This window comes from Pseudomonas sp. Pseusp49 (genome assembly GCF_059491875.1).
Genome location: NZ_CP168514.1, coordinates 1624934 through 1649994 on the forward strand (window position 1 = coordinate 1624934; position 25061 = coordinate 1649994).

A 25061-nucleotide genomic window follows, 5' to 3' on the forward strand; every position below is an offset into this window, starting at 1 on the left:
GTCATGAATCGCTATGTATCTGTTCTGGCACTGAGTGGGATCACCGCGCTCGCAGGCTGCGTGCCTTCGACGCCCAAGCCCAATGACCCTTACTACGCTCCGGTGTTGCCGCGCACGCCGTTGCCGGCGGCCGCGAACAACGGCTCGATCTATCAGGCCGGTTTCGAACAGAACCTCTACAGCGACCGCAAGGCGTTCCGGGTCGGTGACATCATCACCATCACCCTGAACGAAAGGACCCAGGCCAGCAAAAACGCCAACTCGCAAATCGGCAAGAACAGCAAGGCCAACATCGGCCTGAGTTCGCTGTTCGGCAGCAGCGCCACCACCAACAACCCGTTCGGCGATGGCGACCTGAGCCTGAGTGCCAGCTACGAAGGTGACCGCGCGACCAAGGGCGACAGCAAGGCGGCGCAGGGCAACACCCTGACCGGTTCGATCACCGTGACCGTTGCCGATGTTTTGCCCAACGGCATCATCGCGGTGCGCGGCGAGAAGTGGATGACGCTCAACACCGGCGATGAGCTGGTGAGGATCGCCGGCCTGGTTCGCGCCGATGACATCTCGACCGACAACACCGTGTCGTCGACCCGTGTCGCCGATGCGCGCATCACCTATTCGGGCACCGGCTCGTTTGCCGATGCGAGTCAGCCAGGCTGGTTCGACCGTTTCTTCCTCAGCCCGCTGTTCCCTTTCTAGGTGGCTTTCCAGTTGAGCATGTTGAACTTCAAACACCTTATGGTGGCCACCCTGATGCTGTCGGCAGCCTTCAATGCTCAAGCCGAGCGCCTGAAGGACATTGCCAGCATTTCCGGCGTGCGTTCCAACCAGTTGATCGGCTACGGCCTGGTGGTCGGGCTTAACGGCACCGGCGACCAGACGACGCAGACCCCGTTCACCCTGCAGACCTTCAACAACATGCTCTCGCAGTTCGGCATCAAGGTGCCGCCGGGTTCGGGCAACGTGCAGTTGAAGAACGTGGCGGCCGTGTCGATCAGCGCGGACCTGCCGGCGTTTGCCAAGCCGGGGCAGCAGGTCGACATCACCGTTTCGTCCATCGGCAACTCCAAGAGCTTGCGCGGCGGTACCTTGCTGCTGACGCCACTCAAGGGGATCGACGGCAACGTCTATGCGGTGGCCCAGGGCAACCTGGTGGTCGGCGGTTTCGATGCGGAAGGGCGCGACGGCTCGAAGATCACCGTCAACGTTCCGTCAGCCGGGCGCATCCCCGGTGGTGCATCGGTGGAGCGCGCGGTGCCGAGCGGTTTCAACCAGGGCAACAGCCTGACGCTGAACCTCAACCGTTCCGACTTCACCACGGCCAAGCGCATCGTCGACAAGATCAACAACATGCTCGGCCCTGGCGTGGCCCAGGCCATCGACGGCGGTTCGATTCGCGTCACCGCGCCGCTCGATCCAAGCCAGCGGGTCGACTACCTGTCTATCCTGGAAAACCTCGAGATCGATCCGGGCCAGGCGGTGGCGAAAGTCATCATCAACTCCCGTACCGGCACCATCGTGATCGGCCAGAACGTCAAGGTTTCCCCAGCCGCCGTGACCCACGGCAGCCTGACCGTGACCATCACCGAAGACCCGATCGTCAGCCAGCCCGGCCCTCTGTCCAATGGCACGACGGCGGTGGTGCCGCGTTCGAAGGTCAATGCCCAGCAGGAAGCCAAGCCGATGTTCAAGTTCGGCCCGGGCACCACCCTCGACGAAATCGTACGGGCGGTGAACCAGGTCGGCGCGGCACCGGGTGACCTGATGGCCATCCTCGAAGCGCTGAAGCAGGCTGGCGCCCTGCAAGCCGACCTGATCGTGATCTGAGGACGGCCATCGTGGATATGCGCAAGAGCGGTCTGGTCAGCAGCAGCGATTCGGGTTCCTACTCGGACCTCAATCGTCTGAATCAGCTCAAGGTCGGCGACAAGAACAGCGACGGCAACCTGCGCAAGGTGGCGCAGGAATTCGAATCGCTGTTCCTCGGGGAAATGCTCAAGTCCATGCGTTCGGCCACCGAAGCGCTGGGTCAGGACAATCCGATGAACACCCCGGCGGCCAAGCAATATCAGGAAATGTACGACCAGCAACTGGCCGTTTCCATGTCCCGCGAGGGCGGTGGTATCGGCCTGGCTGACGTGCTTATGCGCCAGATGTCGAAGAACAAACCGCTGGCGCCGGGTGAAGCCGCCGCAGCGTCTCTGGCCAAGCAAGAGGCCGCGAAAGCCGCCGTGCAAACGCCGGTGGCGGCCGGCACGACGGCAATCAACGGACCACTGTCGCGGGTCAATGGCCAGCGTCCGTTGTGGGCTTCGCGCTCGGTCCACGCCCCGCAAGAGGCGGGTGAGGGTGGTCATCGCAATGACATGGCGCTGATCAATCAGCGACGCCTGGCATTGCCGCCGAAGCTGGCTGATCGTCTGTTGGCCGGGTTGGTGCCTTCGGCGACGCCCGCTGCCACGACGATCAACAAGACACTGTTGCCTGAGCGCGCGACAAGCACCGGCACGGGACCTCTGTACAACGGCGACTGGCTGGCGACTGCGCAGCAATCCTCCTCGGGCGGCATGCAGATCTACGGTCGCGCCATGGCGCAGATTCCACTGGCGCCCCCGAAGAAAGCCTTCAGTTCCGCGGACCAGTTCGTCAACACCATGTTGCCGATGGCCAAGGAGGCAGCGGCGCGGATTGGTGTCGATCCGCGTTACCTGGTGGCCCAGGCGGCCCTGGAAACCGGTTGGGGCAAATCGGTCATGCGCCAGCAGGACGGCAGCAGCAGCCACAACCTGTTCGGTATCAAGGCCGGCAATAGTTGGCAGGGAAATTCGGCGCGGGCGATCACCAGCGAATTCAGGAACGGGCAGATGGTCAAGGAGACGGCCGAGTTCCGTTCCTACGACTCTTACAAGGACAGTTTCCATGACCTTGTGACTTTGCTGCAGACCAATAATCGCTATCAAGATGTCGTGAAGTCGGCCGATAACCCGGAACAGTTTGTACGCGAGTTGCAGAAGGCCGGTTACGCAACCGACCCGGACTACGCGAGCAAGATTTCGCAGATAGCCAAGCAGATGACGAGTTACCAGAACTACGCTGCGGCGGGCGTTTCCACTACGCCTTTATAGGCACAAGGAATAAGGTCTGAACCATGAGTTTGCTCAATATCGGGATGTCGGGGCTCTCTGCTAGCCACGCTTCGCTGGTGACTACCGGTAACAACATTTCCAACGTCGATACCGTCGGGTACTCGCGCCAACAAACTGTACAGGGCACCAAAGGCTCTATTCAGTACGGCAATGTGTTCATCGGCACTGGCACGACGCTGGCCGATGTGCGTCGGGTGTACAACAGCTACCTCGATGCACAGTTGCAGACCACCACCTCGCTCAACGGTGATGCGCAAGCTTATCTGGGGCAGGCCACTCAGGTGGACAAACTGCTGTCCGACAGTGGCACCGGCATCACCAAGACACTGCAGTCCTTCTTCTCGTCGTTGCAGACGCTGTCCGCGAACTCCAACGACAACGCTGCACGCCAGGCGCTGTTGACCAATGCCCAGGGTTTGAGCAGCCGCTTCAATGCCATATCCCAGCAGTTGACGCAGCAGAACACCTACATCAACGATCAGTTGGGCTCGATGGCCGAACAGGTCAACAAGCTGGCGTCGACTGTCGCGGCGTACAACAAGAGAATCAGTGAAGTCAGCAGTTCGAGTGGCACGCCCAACGAACTGCTGGACCAGCGCAACGAAACCATTCGCCAGCTCAACGAACTGGTCGGCACTCAGGTCACCGAAACCGAAGGCCGACTGGATGTCTACCTGGGTAGCGGCCAGCCGTTGGTTGTCGGCGACACGGTCAATAAATTGCGTATGGCGGCAGACCCGACCGACCCGACCCGTTCCTCGATCATCATGGATCGTGGCAGTTCGTCGATCGACATCACGGGTGTGATGAGCGGCGGCCAGATGGGTGGACTGTTGCGCTATCGCTCTGAAGTGCTGACGCCGGCGGTCAATAGCCTGGGCCGCATCGCCATGGTTGTGGCGGATCAGGTCAACAAGCAGTTGGGGCAGGGCCTGGACCAGAACGGCAACTTCGGCGCCGCGCTGTTCAACAACATCAACAGCGCGGCGGCCATCAGTCAGCGCAGCATCGCCAATGCGAACAACGACCCGGCCTCCGGCAACCTGAACGTCACCATCAAGGACACCAGCAAGCTGCAGGCCAGTGACTATCAGGTGACCATCACGGCCACGGGCTACAACGTGCGTCGCTTGTCGGATAACACCGACATGGGCAACTTCGCGTTCGCTACACCTCCTGCTGCCGAGCCGGTCATCGATGGCTTCAGCCTGAGCCTGAACGCAGGCTCGGTCACCGCTGGCGACAGCTTCAAGATTACCCCGACGCGCAGCTCCGCCGCGGACATGACCACGGTCATGACCGACGCCAAAACCCTGGCCACGGCCGCTCCGCTAACCTCTTCCAAGGCCTCGGGCAATGACGGTACCGGTGCTGTCAGTCAGCCGACACTCAACACTGCCCTGGATATCTACGATCCGGTCCAGCGTCTGGAGGTGCAGACGGCGGTCAAGGCATCGATGCCGGTTCGCATGCTCATGACCAGCGCCACGGCCTACGAGGTGTTCGACGCCAAGGGCAACAGCGTCGGTACCGGCAACATCGTGCCAGGCCAGAACAACGACCTGAACATTGCCGTGCCTTACACCGATGCCGGTGGCAATGCCAAAACCTTCAGCGTGGGGATGACCGTCAGCGGCAGCCCGGCTTCGGGTGACAGTTTCAATATTTCCATGACCGCGGCCGGCAGCACCGACAACCGCAATGCTTCGGCCTTGCTCGGTCTGCAAACCAAGGCAACGGTGGGGGCCACTGCTACCAGCCCGGGTGTGAGTTTTACCGAGGCTTATGGTGGCCTGGTGTCGAGCGTCGGCTCCCAGACCAAGCAGGCTCAACTGGACGGCACCGCCACTGACACCATCCTGACCGGGGCGCGAAACGCCCGTGACTCGCTGTCGGGGGTCGATCTCGATGAAGAGGCCGGCAACCTGACCAAGTATCAGCAGTACTACACGGCGTCTTCGCAGATCATCAAGACTGCGCAGGAAATTTTCAGCACTCTGATCAATGCCCTTTAAGGAGCCGTAGAACATGCGCATTTCTACAGCACAGTATTACGCCACGACGGCTGCCAACTACTCTCGCAACCTCAATAACGTGATGAAGACCGCCGAGCAGGCCAGCAGCGGCGTCAAGCTTGAGACCGCAGCGGATGATCCGGTCGGCGCGGCCCGCCTTCTGCAACTTGAGCAGCAAAAAGCCATGTTGGGTCAGTACACCACCAACATCAACTCGTTGAACACCGCTCAAGCGCAAGAAGAGAGCGTGCTCGACAGCATCAACAACGTGCTGCAGAAAGTCAGCGAATTGGCGGTACGTGCCGGTGGCGGCTCGTTGAACGACGATGACCGCAAATCCATTGCCGCAGAACTCAAGCAATCCGAAGAGCAATTGCTGAGCTTGATGAACAGCAAGGACGCCAACGGCAAGTACATCTTTTCTGGTGCCAGCAACAATACCCAGCCGTTTGTGCGCAACAGTGACGGTACCTACAGCTATCAGGGTGACCAGACTCAGCTAGAGCTGAAGATCGGTGACTCGATGTCGCTGGGCCTTAACGATACCGGCTGGGACGTTTTCCAGCAGGCGATCAACGCTGCTCGCAGCTCGACCACCATGCTCACGCCGCCCGTCGATGACGGACGTGTCAGGCTGTCGCCTGGCCTGGTGAACTCCGGTCCGGCCTTCGATGCGAACTTTCGCGGCGGCGAGCCTTACAAGTTGCAGTTCACCAGCAGCACCCAGTTCGTGATCACCGATGCCGCCGGCGCCGACAGGACCGCCGAGGCGACTGGCGGCGGGGTGTTCGACCCGAATGCCAAGGGCGGCTCCGACATCAACTTCCGCGGCGTGACGTTCAAGCTGGACATCACCCCCCAGGCTGGCGATAACGCCACCAACATCGATGGCTTCATCGCCACTCACAGTTTCGAGTTGTCGGCCAAACCGGACAGCTTCGTCAGCAACCGTGCCCCGAGCAACGTATCGACGGTTGTCGTGAGCAATGCAGCGGTGAGCAATGCCGCTGATTACAACAGCTTTTTCCCGGAAGGCGGGGCGGTCCTGAAGTTCACCGGTCCCGGGACCTTCGACCTGTACGCTCGTCCGTTGACCAGCGGCAGCACGCCGGTAACCTCCGGGACCGTGGTGGCTGGCGTGGCGACAGCGGCCGGTGTCGACTTTACCCTGAGTGGCGGCACTCCTCCCGGCGTGCTCAATCCGGGCGACCAGTTCGATATCGCGGTCAATACGCACCAGACCCAGAACGTACTCGACACCATCAGCCAGCTGCGTTCGGCGCTCGACGCACCGACCCAGGGCAACCCGGCCGCCCAGCGTTTTCTGGAGAACACGGTAGCCTCCTCCATTGCCAACCTGAACAACGGCAAGAACCAGGTCGACCTGGCGCGTGGCGCGATCGGTGCCCGGGGTAACGTGATGGACATGCAGACGGACCAGAACTCCAGCGCCGGCCTGATCAATGAATCGACGGGCAACTCGATCAAGAACGCCGACCCGGCGGAAGTACTGACGCGTCTGACCCTGCAGCAAACCATGCTGCAGGCCGCGCAACTGGCCTTCGCCAGGGTTTCCCAGTTGAGCCTGTTCAACAAGCTTTGAGTCGGTCTTGATCGCTCGCGGCCAGCCCCTGTCACAGGGGGCTGGCTTTTTTTTTGCTTTTTATTGGGGGTAGGGCGAGGCCGGGCAGGGCGGGATCCGGACCACAAAATCAAATAAAGCAGCGATGCCTGAGTGACCTGTCAGTCAAAACGCGCATCTTCACTGTATCCTGTCTGCGGGCGGTGAAGGTGGAGGGCTGTTCAAGGTGTATTTCTTGAGCCCCGATGTTGCCTCCTCTGGGGGCCAGGCCCTGACTGTAGACGCCCTCGATTCAGCGAGCGGCGATGTTCAGCTGTTTATTATTGGGAAGCCATAATGATTGGCATAAAAAATATAGCGAGTTACGTGCCGGCAGCCGGGATTGATAATTACGCCCAGGGTGCAAAGTTCGACAAGGACGAAACCTTTATCCTTGGCAAAATCGGTTCTGCGTTTTTGCCGCGCATGGGTGTCGATCAGGAAACGTCCGATCTGTGTGTCGAAGCAGCCAATGCGCTGTTCGCCGCCAGTCCAGAACTCAAGCGTGAATCCATCGACTGCTTGATCGTCGTTACCCAGAATGGCGATGAGGAAGGGTTGCCGCACACTGCTGCGATCGTTCAGGACAAACTGGGCTTGCCGACCCATGTCGCTGCTTTCGATATTTCCCTGGGCTGTTCTGGCTACGTCTACGGCATCTATGCGATCAAAGGCTTCATGGAAGCGGCAGGGCTGAAAAATGGCCTGCTGATCACTGCCGATCCTTATTCGAAGATCGTCGACCCGGAAGACCGCAACACCACGATGCTGTTCGGTGATGCCGCTACCGCCACCTGGATGGGCGAAAACGCTGTCTGGCAACTGGGCAAGTCGAAGTTCGGTACCGACGGTTCCGGCGCACCGCACCTCAAGGTCAGCGACGGTGTGTTCTTCATGAATGGTCGGCAGGTGTTCAACTTTGCCTTGTTGAAAGTTCCTGCGCATTTGCATGAGTTGTTGGATGAGTCCAATTTGCAGGCGAGCGACATCGATGCCTTCTGCATTCACCAGGGCAGTGCGGCTATCGTCGATGCCGTGGCACGCCGCTTCGAAGAAGGTGAGCCGGAGAAATTCGTCAAGGACATGCTTGAAACCGGTAACACGGTGTCGTCGAGCATTCCGCTGCTGTTGCAGAACCACGTCTTCGACTCCAAGTGGACTCGAGTTGCCATCAGCGGCTTTGGCGTGGGCCTCTCGTGGGGTTCGGCCATTCTCTATCGCGGTTGATCGACTGACTCGATGCTACAAAAAAACAACGCCCGGAAATTTAAACTTCCGGGCGTTTTGCGTTTTTCTGACGCCGACTTTCTGGCTCTAAAGCCTTGAAAATAAAGGGCTGGCAAGCTGCCACTAAAAAATTCGAAAAAACCGCTCAAGCAAAGCCTCTTCACGACGATAACTATTACGTAGGTTCTCTAGGCCACACCAGGCGGTTGCCAGGGCCGGAAGCCGCAGTATCCATCCAACGAGGATTTCGTCATGGCTTTAACCGTAAACACCAACCTTGCTTCCTTGACCGTTCAGAACAACCTGAACAAAGCTTCCGGTAATCTGCAAACCTCCATGCAGCGCCTGTCCTCCGGCCTGCGTATCAACAGCGCTAAAGACGACGCTGCCGGCCTGCAGATTTCCAACCGTCTGACCAGCCAGATCAACGGCCTGGGCGCGGCTATCAAGAACGCCGGTGACGGTATCTCCATCGCGCAAACCGCTGAAGGCGCGATGCAGGAATCCACCAACATCCTGCAGAAAATGCGTACCCTGGCTCTGGCTTCCGCGAACGGCTCGCCAAGCGATGACGACCGTAAGTCGAACAACGCCGAATACTCCGCACTGACTGCTGAACTGACTCGTATTGCTACCACCACTACCTTCGGTGGTCGTAACCTGCTGGACGGCTCCTTCGGTACTACCCAGTTCCAGGTAGGCGCCAACGCCAACCAGACCATCAACATGACTCTGGGCGACGTATCGGCCAACAACATCGGCTCCCAGCAGCTGAAAAGCCTGGCGATCGCGCCGAGCGCAACCGGTGTAGCTGGTGGTGCTGTAACTCTCGTTGGTGGTGGCCAGACCGCAAACTTCACCATTACAGCGGGTGATTCGGCGAAGACTACCGCTTCGCAGATCAACAAAGCCGCTGTTGGTGGCGTGACCGCGACTGCCAGCACTGAAGCTCAATTCACTGTCAACAGTGCTGCCATCACTACCAGCGCCAACTTCACCATTAAAGTCGGCACTGGTGCCGCGGTGAGCATGGTGGGTGTGACCAACACCGGTGAACTGGCTGACCAACTGAAATCCAACGCCGCCAAACTGGGCATCAGCGTTAACTACGATGCCAAGGCTGGTACCCTGTCGGTTAAATCCGATACCGGTGAGAACATCACTCTGGACAACGGTGACGCAGACGCAATCGCCGGTATCTCGGTTGCAGCCAAAGACGGTTCCGGTGTCTATGGTGCTCCAGTTGCCGCCCTTGCCGGTCCTCTGCAGATCACTGGCGCTGTTTCCCTGAACTCCGCCAACAGCTACTCGATGAGCGGCGCGGGCGTGACCAACCTGTTCAACGCCGGTACTGCTGCCAGCTCGGTTAAAACCACTGTTGCGGCCACTGACGTTACCACTGCAGCCAACGCTCAGAACGCTATCGACGTGATCAGCCAGGCGATCTCGGCTATCGACTCCCAGCGTGCTGACCTCGGTGCGGTACAAAACCGTTTCGACAGCACCGTAGCCAACCTGCGCAGCATCTCGGACAACTCCACTTCTGCTCGTGGCGTGATCCAGGACGTTGACTTCGCAGCAGAAACTGCTCAGCTGACCAAGCAACAAACCCTGCAACAAGCTTCTACTGCGATCCTGTCGCAGGCTAACCAGCTGCCATCGGCTGTACTGAAGCTGCTGGGTTGATTCCAGCGCTTGGTAACTGACGGAAGGGCGCGTTTACGCGCCCTTTTGTTTTTTTTCATGATGAGGAGATAAGGCATGGACATGAGCGTCAAATTGAACCAGTCCTATCCCGCGGTTGCCCTTCAGGGCGTAACGCCGAATGTCACTGGAAAACCGGAACAGCCCAAGGCTGAAGCGCTCAAGGCCTCGAGCGCCGAGCCAAAGCGTGACGAGCTGGAAAAAGCGGTTACCGATATTCAGGAGTTTGTCCAGGCTGCCCAGCGCAATCTGGATTTTTCCATTGATGACTCCACGGGTCGGGTCGTGGTCAAGGTCATCGCCACCGATACGGGTCTGGTGATTCGTCAGATCCCGTCGGAAGCTGCACTAAAACTGGCCCAGAGCCTGTCGGACGCCAGTAGTTTGTTGTTTGATGGCAAAGTCTGAACTGGCATGAATTTTGTTGCTGTCGCTGCTTAAGACGTTCCTGGTCAAGAAAACGGCAGCCACTGGATAAGGAGAGAGATGATGGCGGGTACAACGGTCAGCGGTATTGGTTCGAACATCGATACCCAGGCGATTGTTAAGTCTTTGGTGGACTCCGAAAGAGCGCCAAAACAGACGCAAATCAACAATCAGACGCTGAAAGCAACCACCTCGCTGTCGTCGATCGGCAAAATCCAGGCGGCGCTGGATGCCTTCCGTGGGGCGTTGGATAACATGAAAACCACCGCCAGCTTCAGCGGGTTGAGCGGCACGTCGTCCGATGAAAAAGTGGCCACGGTGACCACCGGTAACGGTGCGGCGGCGGGCAATTTCTCGCTGCTGGTCACCCAGTTGGCAACCGCATCGAAAATTTCCACCAAGGTTTACGCCGATGGCGCTTCCTCGGTGGTCAATGCCGGGGCGGTGCCGTCCACGCTGAGCATCAAGCAGGGCAGCGATACTTTCGACGTCAGCATTCCCGCTGGCGCGACGTTGCAGCAGGTTCGCGACTCGATCAACTCCCAGTACGCGAACCAGGGCTTGAGTGCCAACATCCTGACCGATGCCAACGGTTCTCGAATGGTGCTGACGAGCAGTAAAACCGGGGTCGGTTCGGACCTGACCCTGTCGGGCAACTCCGGTCTGGAAACCGGCACCTCGATCCTCACCACACCGCAGAACGCCAAGTACACGCTTGACGGTGTGGCGATGGAATCGAAGAGCAACACCATTGCCGATGCCGTGAGCGGAATTACGCTGAAATTGACAGGGGTTTCTCCGGTCCCGTCTGGCGGCGGTGCGGCAACACCAACCACTATCACCGTGTCGGCCGACACTACGACGCTGAAGTCTTCGGTCAAGGGGTTTGTCGACACCTATAACGCGCTGATCAAGGCCGCCAACACCGAGACACAGGTCACGACCAATGCCGATGGTTCGTTGACGACAGGTGCGCTCACGGGCGACGCGTCGCTGCGTTCGTTGCTATCGTCGGTGCGTACCGAATTGAACGCCATGGGTGGCACCGGTCAGATGAAATCCCTCGCTCAGTTTGGTGTCGAGACCGACCAGAAGACCGGATTGCTGTCGATCGACGATAAAGTGTTCAGTGCTGCGGCAAAGACCAATGCCGCCGATATCAACGGGATTTTTACGGGCGATACCGGTTTGCTTGCGCGCATGAAGACTGCTACCGACACCTTCGCGCAGAAAACTACCGGGGTCTTTGCCGCGCGTTCGGCGAGCTTGAGCGATAGCCTGAACGACCTGAAGAAGCAGCAGGACTCCCTCGATGCACGGATGGTCAGCCTGCAAACAAGTCTGACCGCCAAGTACACCGCGATGGACTCCCTGGTGGCCAGGCTGCGCGCCCAGAGCGACAGCATCATGACCACGCTCAATGCGCTGAACAATCCCAAAGACAGCTGATTTGGATCAGGCATGAAAAACCCTGGCCGCCTGTAAAGTCAGCGCCAGGGTTTTTTCACGGGGCGGGTCTGCATTAAAGTTATGTGTCGACCAGTCGACATAAAGATCAGAGCCTTCCCAATTTCAAGCTGTTGTCTGTCACGAGGTAGAAACATGAACCCCATGAGAGCCCTTCGCCAATACCAGAAGGTCAATTCCCATGCCCAGATCTCTGAAGCCAGCCCCCATCGCCTGGTGCAGATGCTGATGGAGGGCGGGCTGGACCGCATGGCCCAGGCCAAGGGCGCCATGGAGCGGGGCGACACCGCACTCAAGGGGTTGATGTTGGGCAAGGCCGTGGACATCATCATCGGCCTGCGTGATGGCTTGAACCCGGAAAAGACCGAAGATCCGGCGTCGCTGCAACAGCTCGACAATTTGTACGCCTACATGATGACCCGCCTGATGGAAGCCAATCGCGATAACAATGCGGCGATCATCGACGAGGTATCGGGTTTGCTTGAAACCCTGAAAAGCGGTTGGGATGCAATTGCCAATCAATAGGCCCGAGGGTCTGAGGATGACGTCATGAGTCAAGCACTGCGGCGCATAGAAGAAACCCGCGAAGCCCTGATCGACGCCCTGGCGGCGCGTAATTGGGACGCGATCGGCGAACTGGATTCGACCTGTCGCGAATGCGTCGACGAGGTGCTCAGTGAAGCGCCGATCGACGAAGACGCGGTGCGCAGCAATCTGGAAGGGTTGCTGGCGGTGTACAAAGAGTTGCTGACGGCGACGATGGGCGAGCGTCAGGCGATAGTCGACGAGATGTCGCAGATCACCCAAGCACAAAAGGCATCAAAGGTTTACCATCTGTTTGGTTAATTAACCTCAAGTTAATCCAGACATGTGCGCCATAAATTTGACTGTGCACGGTTTTTTGACTTAACTAGTGGCTGGTTCCAGAATTCAGTCGTCTTCAGGCATATCAGGCCTGCAAGCGTTTAGCTTGCCCCAGCATTTTGGGCATTGAGTTGACTAGGGAAGTTGCTATTGCATGTGGCGTGAAACCAAAATTCTGCTGATTGATGACGATAGCGTCCGCCGCCGCGACCTGGCGGTGATTTTAAATTTTCTCGGCGAAGAAAATTTACCCTGCGGTAGCCATGACTGGCAGCAGGCTGTCGGCTCTTTGTCGTCAAGTCGTGAAGTAATCTGTGTCCTGATCGGGACGGTCAATGCTCCTGGTGCACTTCTGGGCTTGCTAAAGACACTCTCGACCTGGGATGAGTTCCTTCCGGTTTTGTTAATGGGCGATAATTCTTCCATTGACCTGCCGGAAGACCAGCGTCGCCGGGTGCTTTCGACCCTCGAAATGCCGCCCAGCTACAGCAAGCTGCTCGACTCGCTGCACCGTGCCCAGGTCTATCGCGAGATGTACGACCAGGCCCGCGAGCGCGGTCGTCATCGCGAACCCAACCTTTTCCGCAGTCTTGTCGGCACCAGCCGGGCGATCCAGCACGTCCGCCAGATGATGCAGCAAGTCGCCGATACCGATGCCAGCGTGCTGATCCTCGGCGAGTCCGGCACCGGCAAGGAAGTGGTTGCGCGCAACCTGCATTACCATTCCAAGCGCCGCGAAGCGCCGTTCGTGCCGGTCAACTGCGGGGCGATCCCGGCCGAGTTGCTGGAAAGCGAATTGTTCGGTCATGAGAAGGGCGCCTTCACCGGGGCGATCACCAGCCGTGCCGGTCGATTCGAGCTGGCCAATGGAGGGACTCTGTTCCTCGATGAAATCGGCGACATGCCGCTGCCGATGCAGGTCAAGCTGCTGCGCGTATTGCAGGAGCGCACTTTCGAACGCGTGGGCAGCAACAAGACCCAGAGCGTCGACGTGCGCATCATTGCCGCGACCCACAAGAATCTCGAAAGCATGATCGAGATCGGCACCTTCCGTGAAGACCTGTACTACCGCCTGAATGTGTTCCCGATCGAGATGGCGCCGCTGCGCGAGCGCGTCGAGGATATTCCGTTGCTGATGAACGAGCTGATCTCGCGCATGGAGCACGAGAAGCGCGGTTCGATCCGTTTCAACTCGGCGGCGATCATGTCGCTGTGCCGCCATGGCTGGCCGGGTAACGTCCGTGAACTGGCCAACCTGGTGGAGCGCATGGCGATCATGCATCCATACGGCGTGATCGGCGTGGTCGAGCTGCCGAAGAAATTCCGTTACGTCGACGATGAAGACGAGCAAATGGTCGACAGCCTGCGCACCGATCTGGAAGAGCGCGTGGCCATCAACGGCCATACCCAGGACTTCACGGCCAACGCCATGTTGCCGCCGGAGGGCCTGGACCTGAAGGACTACCTCGGTGGCCTGGAGCAAGGATTGATTCAGCAGGCGCTGGATGATGCCAATGGCATCGTGGCCCGCGCGGCCGAGCGCCTGCGTATTCGTCGCACCACGCTGGTGGAGAAAATGCGCAAGTACGGCATGAGCCGCCGTGATGGAGACGAACAGGCGGAGGATTGACGCCTGTTTTTCAACCCATTCATTTATAAGAAGTTTTTTTTAGGCATGGGTATTGCTTTGTCCCTCGCAACGTTCCGTTTCACTGACGGTCAGCCAAGCGAGAGAGCACCATGCCCCTATCCGCCCAGATATCTCCTGCCTCAGATGCTTTTGGGGATGCTTCGCGGCAGCCGTCGTCCGTAGAGCAGGCGAGCCGTCTGGGCCTTGAGCAGGCATTCGCGCTGTTCAATCAGATGTCCAGTCAGTTGACCGATTCCTACAGCATGCTTGAGGCCCGGGTCACCGAGCTCAAGGGTGAACTGGCGGTGGTCAGCGCCCAGCGCATGCAGGAACTGGCGGAAAAAGAACGCCTGGCCAACCGCCTGCAAAATCTCCTTGATCTATTGCCTGGCGGTGTCATCGTCATCGACGCCCAGGGCATCGTGCGCGAAGCCAATCCGGCGGCGTGCGAGTTGCTGGGCCTGCCGCTGGAAGGTGAATTGTGGCGCCACGTCATTGCCCGCTGCTTTGCGCCGCGCGAAGACGATGGCCATGAGGTCTCCCTCAAGGATGGGCGGCGCCTGTCGATCGCCACGCGCTCGCTGGACGCCGAGCCTGGCCAGTTGGTGTTGCTCAATGACCTGACCGAAACCCGCCATCTGCAGGATCAATTGGCTCGGCATGAGCGCCTGTCGTCGTTGGGGCGCATGGTCGCTTCCTTGGCTCATCAGATACGCACGCCGTTGTCCGCCGCGTTGCTGTACGCCAGTCATTTGACCGAGCAAGCGCTGCCGGTCGCTACCCAGCAGCGTTTTGCCGGGCGTCTCAAGGAGCGCCTGCACGAGCTCGAGCACCAGGTGCGCGACATGCTGGTGTTTGCTCGGGGTGAGTTGCCGCTGACCGACCGCGTAACCCCTGGCCAACTGATGCAATCGCTGCAGGCGGCCGCACTGACCCATGTGCAGGATCTGCCGATCCGCTGGCAGTGCGACAGTCATTCGGGAGAGTTGCTGTGCAATCGCGACACACTGGTCGGCGCGATCCTCAACCTGATCGAGAACGCCATTCAGGCCAGTGCCGGTCAATTGCGCCTGAAGATTCACCTCTACACCCGCGGCAACACCTTGCGCCTGTGTGTCAGTGACAGTGGCTCGGGTATCGATGCCGCGGTTCTGGCGCGATTGGGCGAACCTTTTTTTACCACCAAAACCACCGGAACAGGTCTTGGCCTGACCGTGGTCAAGGCGGTGGCCCGTGCGCATCAGGGAGAATTGCAGCTGCGTTCGCGGCTCGGTCGCGGCACTTGCGCGCAGGTGATCCTGCCGCTGTTCAGTAACGCTCAAGGAGCGGAGTGACAGAGATGGGCATCAAGGTTCTGTTGGTCGAGGACGACCGCGCGTTGCGCGAGGCACTGGCTGATACGCTGCTGCTCGCGGGGCACGATTACAAGGCGGTGGGTTCGGCGCAAGAGGCGCTGGTAGCTGTCGGTGGCGAGGCCTTCAGCCTGGTGATCAGCGACGTCAACATGCCAGGCATGGACGGCCACCAGTTGCTGGGCATGCTGCGAGCGCAGCAGCCGCAGTTGCCGGTGTTGCTGATGACGGCTCACGGTGCGGTCGAGCGTGCGGTCGATGCAATGCGCCAAGGGGCGGCGGACTACCTGGTCAAGCCATTCGAGCCCAAGGCGTTGCTCGACCTGGTGGCGCGCCATGCCCTGGGCAGTCTTGGCCTGGCCGAAGGAGAGGGGCCGGTAGCGTTCGAGCCGGCGAGCGCGCAGTTGCTCGAGCTGGCGGCGCGGGTTGCGCGCAGTGATTCCACGGTGTTGATCTCGGGTGAGTCGGGCACGGGCAAGGAGGTGTTGGCGCGTTACATCCACCAGCATTCTCATCGCGCCAGTCAGCCGTTCATTGCGATCAACTGCGCAGCGATCCCGGACAACATGCTCGAAGCGACCTTGTTCGGTCATGAGAAGGGTTCCTTTACCGGCGCCATTGCCGCGCAAGCCGGCAAGTTCGAGCAGGCCGACGGCGGCACCCTGCTGCTCGACGAAATTTCCGAAATGCCCCTGGGGCTCCAGGCCAAATTGCTGCGCGTGCTGCAGGAGCGCGAGGTCGAGCGGGTGGGGGCGCGTAAACCGATCGCGCTGGATATTCGCGTGGTCGCAACCACCAACCGCGACCTGGCGGGTGAGGTGGCGGCGGGGCGCTTTCGCGAAGACCTCTATTATCGCCTGTCGGTGTTTCCGCTGGCCTGGCGTCCGCTGCGCGAGCGCACCGCTGACATTCTGCCGTTGGCCGAGCGTCTGTTGGCCAGGCACGTCAATAAAATGAAGCATTCGGCTGCCAGGTTGTCGCCCGAGGCTCAGGCGTGCCTGATCGGTTATCCGTGGCCAGGTAACGTGCGTGAACTGGATAACGCGATTCAGCGCGCGCTGATTCTTCAACAGGGCGGTCTGATCCAGCCGCAGGACTTCTGCCTGGCCGGGCCGGTGGCCTGCGCTCCGTTGCCTGTGTCGGTTGTGGCGCCGCTGCGGTCCATGGAGGCTGAGTCCGAGTCGGCCGGTGCGCTGGGGGATGACCTGCGTCGCCGTGAGTTCCAGATGATTATCGATACCCTGCGCGCCGAGCGCGGTCGGCGCAAAGAGGCGGCCGAGCGCCTGGGGATCAGCCCGCGAACCCTGCGCTACAAGCTGGCGCAGATGCGCGATGCCGGCATGGATGTGGAAGCGTATCTGTTCGCCACCTGACCGCTGGCCTGCGCCTGGGCCCTGTAGGAGCGAGCCTGCTCGCGATGGTCGTTAACGATAACGCGGGGTTTCAGGATAAACACGTCGCTCCTGGGTCCATCGCGAGCAGGCTCGCTCCTACAGGATTCCGTTGAGGGCAGAGTCCGGGAGTGCTTTTGTTCAGCGTGGCCATGGAGCTGGCACCCTTGTTGCTAACACCTCATTACCCGCCGAGTGAGTGTCAAAAAATTGCGGGTCGTCAAAGAGAGAGACCATGAGCCAAGGTATTGAATTCAATCGGTTGATGCTGGATATGCGCGCCATGCAAATGGATGCCATGTCTGCGCCGAAATCGACTGCCGTCCCTGAAGTGGCGGGCAGCAGCTTTTCCGACATGCTCGGCCAGGCCGTCAATAAAGTGAACGACACCCAACAGGCTTCCACTCAGTTGGCCAGCGCCTTCGAAATCGGCAAAAGCGGCGTCGACCTGACAGACGTGATGATTTCCTCGCAGAAGGCCAGTGTGTCATTCCAGGCGTTGACCCAGGTGCGCAACAAGCTGGTTCAGGCCTACCAAGACATCATGCAGATGCCGGTTTAAAGGACGAGATTGAGTCATGGCAGAAGCAGTCGCCGATAATGTTCCGGCCAAGGCCACTCCAATAGACGGCAAACCGCCGCTGTTCGGGTTGTCCTTCCTGGAAAACCTCTCCGAGATGACCATGTTGCGTCAGGTGGGCCTGTTGGTCGGTCTGGCGGCGAGCGTGGCGATTGGTTTTGCCGTGGTGCTGTGGTCTCAACAGCCGGATTACCGGCCTCTGTACGGCAGCCTTGCCGGCATGGACGCCAAGCAGGTCATGGATACCCTGGCCTCCGCCGATATTCCGTACACCGTCGAACCCAATTCCGGTGCCTTGCTGGTCAAGGCCGAGGACCTGTCCCGTGCGCGGCTCAAACTCGCAGGCGCTGGTGTCACTCCCAGCGACGGCAACATCGGTTTTGAAATCCTCGACAAGGAACAGGGGCTGGGCACCAGCCAGTTCATGGAAGCGACCCGCTATCGTCGCGGCCTCGAAGGCGAGCTGGCCCGCACCATTTCCAGCCTGAACAACGTCAAGGGTGCCCGCGTGCACCTGGCGATCCCGAAGAGTTCAGTGTTCGTGCGCGACGAGCGCAAGCCGAGCGCTTCGGTGCTGGTTGAACTCTATTCCGGTCGCTCCCTCGAGCCAGGCCAGGTCGTGGCAATCATCAACCTGGTGGCGACCAGCGTTCCCGAACTCAGCAAGTCGCAGATCACCGTCGTCGACCAGAAGGGCAACCTGCTCTCGGATCAGGCGGAAAACTCCGAACTGACCATGGCCGGCAAGCAGTTCGACTACAGCCGTCGCATGGAAAGCATGCTCACCCAGCGCGTGCACAACATCCTGCAACCGGTGCTTGGCAATGATCGTTACAAAGCCGAAGTGTCCGCCGATGTGGACTTCAGTGCGGTCGAGTCGACTTCCGAGCAGTTCAATCCGGATCAACCGGCATTGCGCAGCGAGCAGTCGGTCAACGAACAACGTACCGCCAGCAATGGTCCGCAAGGTGTGCCAGGTGCCTTGAGCAACCAGCCGCCATCGCCGGCCTCCGCGCCGCAAACCACCGGTGGCGCGACTGCGTCGGCCGGCATGGTGCAGCCAGGGCAGCCTCTGATCGACGCCAACGGCCAGCAAATCATGGACCCGGCCACCGGCCAGCCGATGCTTGCTCCGTACCCTGCGGACAAGCGTCAGCAATCGACCAGGAACTTCGAACTCGACCGTTCCATCAGCCACACCAAGCAGCAGCAGGGCCGGTTGAATCGCCTGTCGGTGTCGGTGGTGGTCGATGATCAGGTCAAGATCAACCCGGCCAACGGCGAAACCACCCGTGCGCCGTGGACCGCCGATGAATTGGCGCGCTTCACCCGTCTGGTGCAGGACGCCGTCGGTTTCGACGCCAGCCGTGGCGACAGTGTCAGTGTGATCAACATGCCATTCTCCGCCGAGCGCGGCGAAGTGATTGCCGATATTCCGTTCTACTCCCAGCCATGGTTCTGGGACATCGTCAAGCAAGTGCTGGGTGTGCTGTTCATTCTGGTGCTGGTGTTCGGTGTCCTGCGTCCGGTGCTCAACAACATCACCGGTGGCGGCAAAGGCAAGCAGCTGGCCGGTATCGGCAGCGACGTCGAGTTGGGTGGCATGGGCGGTCTGGATGGCGAGCTGGCCAACGACCGTGTCAGCCTTGGTGGTCCGACCAGCATTCTGCTGCCGAGCCCGAGCGAGGGTTATGACGCTCAGTTGAACGCAATCAAGAGTCTGGTGGCCGAAGACCCGGGTCGTGTGGCCCAGGTCGTGAAAGAGTGGATTAACGCAGATGAGTGATAACCGAGCCGTTGCCGCCAAACTGTCCAAGGTCGACAAAGCCGCAATCCTGTTGCTGTCCCTGGGCTCCACCGATGCGGCCCAGGTGCTGCGCCACATGGGTCCCAAAGAGGTTCAGCGCGTGGGCGTGGCCATGGCCCAGATGGGTAATGTGCACCGCGAGCAGGTCGAGCAGGTGATGAGCGAGTTCGTCGATATCGTCGGCGACCAGACCAGCCTGGGCGTTGGCTCCGACGACTATGTACGCAAAATGCTCACCCAGGCCCTGGGCGAAGACAAGGCCAACGGCCTGATCGACCGCATCCTGCTCGGTGGCAACACCAGTGGCCTCGACAGCCTGAAGTGGATGGAGCCGCGCGCCGTCGCCGACGTGATCCGTTATGAGCACCCGCAGATCCAGGCGATCGTGGTGGCCTACCTCGATCCGGACCAGGCCGGTGAAGTGCTCGGCAACTTCGACCACAAAGTGCGACTGGACATCATCCTGCGCGTGTCCTCGCTGAACACCGTGCAACCGGCGGCCCTGAAAGAACTCAACCAGATTCTCGAGAAGCAGTTCTCCGGCAACTCGAATGCCTCGCGCACCACCCTGGGTGGCATCAAGCGCGCGGCGGACATCATGAACTTCCTCGACAGCTCGATCGAAGGCCAACTCATGGATTCGATCCGCGAAGTCGACGAAGACCTGTCCGGTCAGATCGAAGACCTCATGTTCGTGTTCAACAACCTGGCCGATGTCGATGACCGCGGCATCCAGGCGCTGCTCCGCGAAGTGTCCTCCGATGTGCTGGTGCTGGCCCTCAAGGGGTCGGACGAAGGCGTCAAGGAGAAGATCTTCAAGAACATGTCCAAACGTGCCGCCGAACTGTTGCGCGACGACCTGGAAGCCAAGGGTCCGGTGCGCGTCAGCGACGTGGAAACCGCGCAGAAGGAAATCCTCACCATCGCCCGCCGTATGGCCGAAGCCGGAGAAATCGTTCTCGGCGGCAAGGGCGGCGAGGAAATGATCTAACACCATGGTCAAGAATGATGATGCACCCACTGACCTGATCCGGGCCAGGGATGTCAGTGGCTTCGATACCTGGGCGCTGCCCAGTTTCGACCCGCCGGAACCCGAGCCGGAACCTGAACCGGAACCCGAGCCGCCAGAAATGGAGGAAGTGCCGCTGGAGGAAGTCCAGCCACTGACCCTCGAAGAACTCGAAAGCATTCGCCAGGAAGCCTACAACGAAGGTTTCGCGGTGGGTGAGAAGGAAGGTTTCCACAGCACCACGCTCAAGGTCCGCCAGGAAGCCGAAGTGGCCCTGACCGCCAAGATCGCGGCGCTGGAGCAATTGATGACGCATCTGTTCGAGCCCATCGCCGAACAGGACACCCAGATCGAAAAGTCCCTGGTCGACCTCGTGCAGCACATCACCAGACAGGTGATCCAGCGCGAACTGGCCATCGACTCGACGCAGATCGAACACGTCATGCGCGATGCACTGAAACTCTTGCCGCTGGGCGTGGGCAATGTGCGGCTGTACGTCAACCCGCAGGATTTCGAACAGGTCAAAGCCCTGCGCGAACGCCATGAAGAAACCTGGCGGATCGTCGAAGACGAGTCGTTGTTGCCTGGCGGTTGCCGGGTCGAGACAGAACACAGCCGTATCGATGCCACAGTGGAAACCCGCGTCGCGCGGGTGATGGACAAACTGTTCGACCAGTTGCACGAGCAAGCCCTGCACCCAGCCGCGCCTGACCTGAGCCTGGAACTGCCGATCGAAGGCAAGCCTGCGGTCGCTCCAGCTCCGGATGTTCCCGATGCGCCTTGAACGCACCAGTTTCGCCAAGCGCCTGGGCAGCTACGCCGAGGCCACGGGACTGGAGGGTGCACCGATCCTCGAAGGCCGCCTGCTGCGCATGGTCGGCCTGACCCTCGAAGCCGAAGGCCTGCGCGCCGCCATGGGCAGCCGCTGCATGGTCATCAATGACGACAGCTATCACCCGGTGCAGGTGGAAGCCGAGGTCATGGGCTTCTCTGGCAGCAAAGTCTTTCTGATGCCGGTCGGCAGTGTCGCCGGCATCGCACCCGGTGCCCGAGTGGTGCCCCTGGCCGATACCGGTCGCCTGCCCATGGGCATGAGTATGCTTGGAAGGGTGCTCGACGGTGCCGGTCGCGCACTGGACGGCAAGGGCGGGATGAAGGCCGAAGACTGGGTGCCGATGGACGGCCCGACCATCAACCCGCTCAAGCGCGAGCCTATCAGCGAACCGCTGGACGTGGGCATCCGTTGCATCAACGGCATGTTGACGGTCGGCCGCGGCCAGCGGCTCGGCCTGTTCGCCGGTACCGGTGTCGGTAAATCGGTGTTGCTGGGGATGATGACGCGCTTTACCGAGGCCGACATTATCGTCGTCGGTCTGATCGGTGAGCGGGGCCGTGAAGTCAAGGAATTCATCGAGCACATTCTTGGTGAAGAAGGGCTCAAGCGCTCAGTGGTGGTGGCGTCCCCGGCGGACGATGCGCCGTTGATGCGACTGCGCGCCGCCATGTACTGCACGCGCATCGCCGAATATTTCCGCGACAAGGGCAAGAATGTCCTGTTGCTCATGGATTCCCTGACCCGTTTTGCCCAGGCGCAGCGGGAAATCGCCCTGGCCATCGGCGAACCACCGGCGACCAAGGGCTATCCGCCCTCGGTGTTCGCCAAACTGCCGAAGCTGGTGGAGCGGGCCGGTAACGCGGAGAAGGGCGGCGGTTCGATCACCGCGTTCTACACCGTGCTGTCCGAAGGCGACGACCAGCAGGACCCGATTGCCGACTCGGCACGGGGTGTACTCGACGGACACATCGTGCTCTCCCGGCGCCTGGCCGAGGAAGGGCACTACCCGGCCATCGATATCGAAGCGTCCATCAGCCGGGTCATGCCGGCGGTAGTGTCGCCGGAGCACATGGCCCGTGCGCAATATTTCAAGCAGCTGTGGTCGCGTTATCAACAGAGTCGCGACCTGATCAGCGTCGGCGCCTATGTCGCCGGCGGCGATCGCGAGACCGACCTGGCGATTTCCCTGCAACCGCAACTGGTCAAATACCTGCGCCAGGGCCTCAACGACAGCATCAGCCTGGGTGAAAGCGAAGCGTATCTCGCCTCGATCTTCGCGCCCGCGGCGGGCGGGTAAGCGGTCATGGCCCAGAGTCGGGCAGGCAGGCTGGCGCCGGTGGTGGAAATGGCCGAAAAGGCCGAGAAAACCGCGGTCCAGCGCCTGGGGCACTTTCAAGGGCAGGTTCGCCTGGCGGAAAGCAAACTCGCCGACCTCGAAGCCTTCCGTCTCGACTATCAGGAACAATGGATCGTACGCGGCAGCGGCGGCGTCTCGGGCCAATGGTTGCTGGGTTATCAGGGCTTCCTGGCGCAGCTGGGCACGGCCATCGACCAGCAGCGGCAAAGCCTGGCCTGGCATCAGAACAACCTGAACAAGGCCCGGGAAACCTGGCAGCAGGCATTTGCCCGGGTCGAAGGCCTGCGCAAGCTGGTTCAGCGCTATGCCGATGAGGCGCGGGCGCTCGAAGACAGGCGTGAGCAAAAGTTGTTGGACGAGTTATCCCAGCGCTTGCCACGGCAGGATCAGTATTGAATCAGGTGGACCGCGTTATCGTTCATCGCGGGCAAGCCAAGCTCCCACAGGATTTGCGCCATTTCCAGCCTTGCCCCAACCTCTACCAACTGCTAAACCTTGTACAAGCAGGTTTACAAATGACAAGGAAGCCATGACATGCCAGTTGTTACAGAAGTATCACCCGATGGGCAAAAGCTGACGATATCGGTCAAGGGTCGTTTCGATTTCGCCAAGCATCAGGAATTTCGTCAGTCCTACGAAGATAAACAGCTATCGGCGGTTGTGGTCGACCTGAAAGACGCCACTTACCTCGACAGCTCGGCCTTGGGCATGCTGCTTTTGCTGCGCGATCACGCCGGTGGCGATGATTCCGACATCCGCGTGGTCAACAGCAGTACCGACGTGCGCAAAATCCTCGCCATTTCCAACTTCGACAAACTGTTCGACATCAGTTGATTGCCATGCAGCCACTGGAGCCGCTGACGATCCTGATTGCCGAGGACAGCGCCGCCGATCGCCTGCTGTTGGCGAGCATCCTGCGCCGCCAGGGGCACCAAGTGCTGACGGCGGCCAACGGCGCCGAAGCGGTCGACGCGTTTCGCGAGCAACAGCCGCACCTGGTGTTGATGGATGCGATGATGCCGGTCATGGACGGCTTCGAGGCGGCCCGGCAGATCAAGGCCCTGGCCGGGGAAACCCTGGTGCCGATCATCTTCCTCACGTCCTTGTCCGAAAGCGAGGCGCTGGCCCGTTGTCTGGAGGTCGGCGGCGACGACTTTCTGGCGAAGCCTTATAACCAGGTGATTCTCGCGGCCAAGATCAAGGCGATGGATCGCTTGCGGCGCTTGCAGGACACCGTTCTGCAGCAGCGTGACCAGATCGCCAGGCACCACGACTACCTGCTCAACGAACAGCGCGTGGCCAAGGCGGTTTTCGACAAGGTGGCGCACGCCGGCTGCCTGAACGCCGCGCCGAATATCCGTTATCTGCAATCGCCCTATGCGCTGTTCAATGGCGACCTGTTGCTGGCCGCGTTCACTCCGGCCGGCGACATGCACGTAATGTTGGGTGACTTCACCGGCCACGGTCTGCCGGCGGCCGTGGGTGCCATGCCACTGGCCGAAGTCTTCTACGGGATGACCGCCAAGGGCTATGGTCTGGCGGAAATCCTGCGCGAAATGAATGCCAAGCTCAAGCGCATCCTGCCGGTGGACATGTTCTGCTGTGCCACGATGCTGTGCCTGAGTTTTCAGCGTCGTTCGGTGGAGGTCTGGAACGGTGGAATGCCCGACGGTTACCTGCATCGCATTGCCAGTGGCGAGCGTACGCCTCTGCCGGCGCGGCACCTGCCTTTGGGGGTGCTGAGCCCGGAATCCTTCGATGAGCGCACCGAAGTGTTTCCCATGGCGCGCGGGGATCGGGTGTTCCTCTTGTCCGATGGGGTGATCGACACCTGCGGCGCCAATGAACAGTTGTTTGGCGTGCAGCGATTGCAGCAAGTGTTCGCCGCCAATCGTCAGCCGGATGCGCTGTTCGAAGAAATCGAGCAGGCGCTGCGCGATTTCGGTGGTGAGGCACGCGACGATGTCAGCATGGTCGAAATCAGCTTGCTGGAGCCGGAGCAGATCACGCCGCCGGCGTTGGTCTACTCCGACAGCGGCCAGTCGTGCCCGCTGGACTGGTCGGTAAGCTTCGAGTTCCGCGCCGCCACGCTCAAGCGATTCAATCCCTTGCCCTATCTGCTGCAGTTGCTGCTTGAGGTGCATGGCCTGCGGGCTCAGAGCGGTGCGCTCTACAGTGTATTGGCGGAGCTTTATTCCAACGCGCTGGAGCACGGCGTGCTGGGGCTGGATTCGAGCCTCAAGCGCAATGCATCGGGTTTTGCGCGATATTATCAAGAGCGCAATGCCCGGCTCGGCGAGCTGCAGGAAGGCTATGTGCGGGTCCATTTGCAGGTGGCGCCGACAGACAACGGCGGTTGCCTGACGATTCAGGTCGAAGACAGCGGCGAAGGGTTCGATGTCGAGCGGGTGATGGAAAGGCCTTTGGACGCCATCCGCCTGTCGGGACGCGGGATCAGTCTGATCCGCCAATTGGGGCGGAACGCCCGCTGGACCGACAATGGTCGAAGTGCACGCGTGGAGTTTATCTGGGAGGCTCTGGCATAATCCGCGCATTCTTGATCAAGGAGTGAGCAAGTGGACGACGACACACATGTGGATCGCAGCGTGCTGAGTGCATTGCGGGAAGTG

The 25061-nt window shown here is 60.2% G+C and carries 22 protein-coding genes; all 22 read left to right on the plus strand.

The genetic code is table 11. The annotated features are described in order from the left end of the window. Window positions 1-3: 3 nt before the first annotated feature. Window positions 4-699, plus strand: coding sequence for a flagellar basal body L-ring protein FlgH (gene flgH / locus ACEN83_RS07165; RefSeq protein ID WP_007975317.1), 696 nt, complete (start codon window positions 4-6; stop codon window positions 697-699). A gap of 18 nt (window positions 700-717) precedes the next feature. Then, a complete protein-coding gene (locus ACEN83_RS07170) occupies window positions 718-1827 on the plus strand; it encodes a flagellar basal body P-ring protein FlgI (protein ID WP_495580850.1) in 1110 nt (369 codons plus the stop codon). Between the two features lie 11 nt (window positions 1828-1838). After that, entirely contained in the window at window positions 1839-3125 is a 1287-nt protein-coding gene (gene flgJ, locus ACEN83_RS07175; RefSeq protein WP_495579877.1) for a flagellar assembly peptidoglycan hydrolase FlgJ, read from the plus strand. A 23-nt stretch (window positions 3126-3148) separates the two neighbouring features. Further along, the gene (gene flgK / locus ACEN83_RS07180) at window positions 3149-5161 is read left to right on the plus strand and encodes a flagellar hook-associated protein FlgK (protein WP_116580338.1); all 2013 of its coding nucleotides are present in this window, start codon (window positions 3149-3151) and stop codon (window positions 5159-5161) included. Window positions 5162-5174: 13 nt separating this feature from the next. Beyond that, a complete protein-coding gene (locus ACEN83_RS07185; RefSeq protein WP_495579878.1) occupies window positions 5175-6764 on the plus strand; it encodes a flagellar hook-associated protein 3 in 1590 nt (529 codons plus the stop codon). Window positions 6765-7079: 315 nt separating this feature from the next. Then, complete coding sequence (locus ACEN83_RS07190) at window positions 7080-8009, plus strand: ketoacyl-ACP synthase III (RefSeq protein WP_495579879.1); 930 nt, start codon at window positions 7080-7082, stop codon at window positions 8007-8009. Window positions 8010-8261: 252 nt separating this feature from the next. Then, window positions 8262-9695, plus strand: coding sequence for a flagellin N-terminal helical domain-containing protein (locus tag ACEN83_RS07195; protein WP_116580341.1), 1434 nt, complete (start codon window positions 8262-8264; stop codon window positions 9693-9695). Between the two features lie 75 nt (window positions 9696-9770). After that, window positions 9771-10121, plus strand: coding sequence for a flagellar protein FlaG (locus ACEN83_RS07200; RefSeq protein ID WP_495579880.1), 351 nt, complete (start codon window positions 9771-9773; stop codon window positions 10119-10121). Between the two features lie 81 nt (window positions 10122-10202). After that, a complete protein-coding gene (gene fliD, locus ACEN83_RS07205) occupies window positions 10203-11588 on the plus strand; it encodes a flagellar filament capping protein FliD (RefSeq protein ID WP_116580343.1) in 1386 nt (461 codons plus the stop codon). Between the two features lie 153 nt (window positions 11589-11741). Continuing rightward, window positions 11742-12131: a flagellar export chaperone FliS gene (gene fliS / locus ACEN83_RS07210; RefSeq protein ID WP_495579881.1), complete on the plus strand. Its 390-nt coding sequence runs from the start codon at window positions 11742-11744 to the stop codon at window positions 12129-12131. Window positions 12132-12155: 24 nt separating this feature from the next. Next, window positions 12156-12452 (plus strand): flagellar protein FliT, encoded by a 297-nt coding sequence (gene fliT / locus ACEN83_RS07215; protein ID WP_495579882.1) that lies wholly within the window; start codon window positions 12156-12158, stop codon window positions 12450-12452. A 172-nt stretch (window positions 12453-12624) separates the two neighbouring features. After that, window positions 12625-14100 carry a sigma-54 dependent transcriptional regulator gene (locus ACEN83_RS07220; RefSeq protein ID WP_007975331.1) on the plus strand — a complete coding sequence of 492 codons (1476 nt, stop codon included), beginning with the start codon at window positions 12625-12627 and terminating at the stop codon, window positions 14098-14100. A 128-nt stretch (window positions 14101-14228) separates the two neighbouring features. Then, window positions 14229-15434 (plus strand): sensor histidine kinase, encoded by a 1206-nt coding sequence (locus ACEN83_RS07225; protein WP_495580851.1) that lies wholly within the window; start codon window positions 14229-14231, stop codon window positions 15432-15434. A 5-nt stretch (window positions 15435-15439) separates the two neighbouring features. After that, window positions 15440-16825, plus strand: a complete 1386-nt coding sequence (locus ACEN83_RS07230) for a sigma-54-dependent transcriptional regulator (RefSeq protein ID WP_495579883.1) — start codon at window positions 15440-15442, stop codon at window positions 16823-16825. A 253-nt stretch (window positions 16826-17078) separates the two neighbouring features. Further along, window positions 17079-17405 carry a flagellar hook-basal body complex protein FliE gene (gene fliE, locus ACEN83_RS07235; protein WP_008021337.1) on the plus strand — a complete coding sequence of 109 codons (327 nt, stop codon included), beginning with the start codon at window positions 17079-17081 and terminating at the stop codon, window positions 17403-17405. Window positions 17406-17421: 16 nt separating this feature from the next. Then, a complete protein-coding gene (gene fliF / locus ACEN83_RS07240; protein ID WP_495579884.1) occupies window positions 17422-19209 on the plus strand; it encodes a flagellar basal-body MS-ring/collar protein FliF in 1788 nt (595 codons plus the stop codon). Beyond that, window positions 19202-20221: a flagellar motor switch protein FliG gene (gene fliG / locus ACEN83_RS07245; protein ID WP_007983391.1), complete on the plus strand. Its 1020-nt coding sequence runs from the start codon at window positions 19202-19204 to the stop codon at window positions 20219-20221. Before fliF ends, fliG begins: the two co-directional genes overlap by 8 nt. Before the next feature lie 4 nt (window positions 20222-20225). After that, a complete protein-coding gene (gene fliH / locus ACEN83_RS07250; RefSeq protein WP_495579885.1) occupies window positions 20226-21023 on the plus strand; it encodes a flagellar assembly protein FliH in 798 nt (265 codons plus the stop codon). Next, window positions 21013-22371, plus strand: a complete 1359-nt coding sequence (gene fliI, locus ACEN83_RS07255; RefSeq protein ID WP_429385789.1) for a flagellar protein export ATPase FliI — start codon at window positions 21013-21015, stop codon at window positions 22369-22371. The genes fliH and fliI overlap by 11 nt, the downstream gene beginning before the upstream one ends. 6 nt (window positions 22372-22377) lie before the next feature. Beyond that, on the plus strand, window positions 22378-22827 hold the full coding sequence (gene fliJ / locus ACEN83_RS07260; protein WP_102699429.1) for a flagellar export protein FliJ: 450 nt from the start codon (window positions 22378-22380) through the stop codon (window positions 22825-22827). Window positions 22828-22965: 138 nt separating this feature from the next. Continuing rightward, on the plus strand, window positions 22966-23265 hold the full coding sequence (locus ACEN83_RS07265) for an STAS domain-containing protein (RefSeq protein WP_007975342.1): 300 nt from the start codon (window positions 22966-22968) through the stop codon (window positions 23263-23265). 5 nt (window positions 23266-23270) lie between these two features. After that, a complete protein-coding gene (locus tag ACEN83_RS07270) occupies window positions 23271-24977 on the plus strand; it encodes an ATP-binding SpoIIE family protein phosphatase (RefSeq protein ID WP_495579886.1) in 1707 nt (568 codons plus the stop codon). The last annotated feature ends 84 nt before the right edge of the window (window positions 24978-25061 follow it).